The organism is Serratia sp. DD3, from assembly GCF_000496755.2.
Genome location: NZ_AYKS02000075.1, coordinates 1 through 779, shown reverse-complemented (window position 1 = coordinate 779; position 779 = coordinate 1). Strand labels below are relative to the sequence as shown.

The 779-nt window shown below is 54.8% G+C and carries 1 pseudogene; it reads right to left on the bottom strand.

The window, feature by feature from the left end:
- Positions 1-779: pseudogene (locus tag IO95_RS25670) on the bottom strand (autotransporter barrel domain-containing lipoprotein); the annotation flags it as partial.

Sequence of the window (779 nt, the reverse complement as noted above, 5' to 3'; positions counted from 1 at the left end):
TAATCGTTACTGCTGTTGTTGAGTTCAATCAGCGTAGTGGCCTCAATCGCCAGGTTGCCTGAACCGGTGAGCAACGCCGTCATATTATTGGCACCAGTGGGGGTGAGGCTGTCACCCGATAAGGTCAGGGTTTGATTGTCTTGCAGCGCCAGTTGGGTCAGCCCTACATTGATAAATAGCCCGCTGGTGTCACTGGCCAATGCATAGCCGTAGTCACCGATGGCGACAATATTACCGCCCTGAAGGATATTGACCGCTGAAGTCGCCAACGCGCTTCCACTGAGGTCCGTCAGATTCAGGTTAGCGGCTGATCCCGTCACACTACTGGCGGTCACCAATCGCTCCAGTACGCCTTCATCTTGTTGCAGCAGGTTACCGGTATTATCGGCCACCTCGGTGGGATCAACCTGTACTGAACCCGACGCCAAGGTCAACTCCCCGGTAGTGATTTGACTGGCAGGGAAATCAGCGAAACTTAATATGCCACCATTGAAAGTCAGGTTGCCCACCGTCTGGTTAGCGGCCCCCACGGTGGTCCTATTACCAGTGCCCAATTCCAATGTAGCCTGGCTCAGCGCGGCAGTATTGATACCCGACAGGGTAAAGTTGCTGGTGCCCAGCGCCAGGGTGCCAGTAAAGTCAGCCCCGGTGGTGCCAGTAAAATCAAAGCTATTGCTGCCATTTTGCAGCACTACAGACAACACCCCCGCCCCGGTTAACGGGTTGGCAAAGCTGTAATTGCCGCCATTGGCGCTGGTCTGGTCAATGGCAAAAGTGGC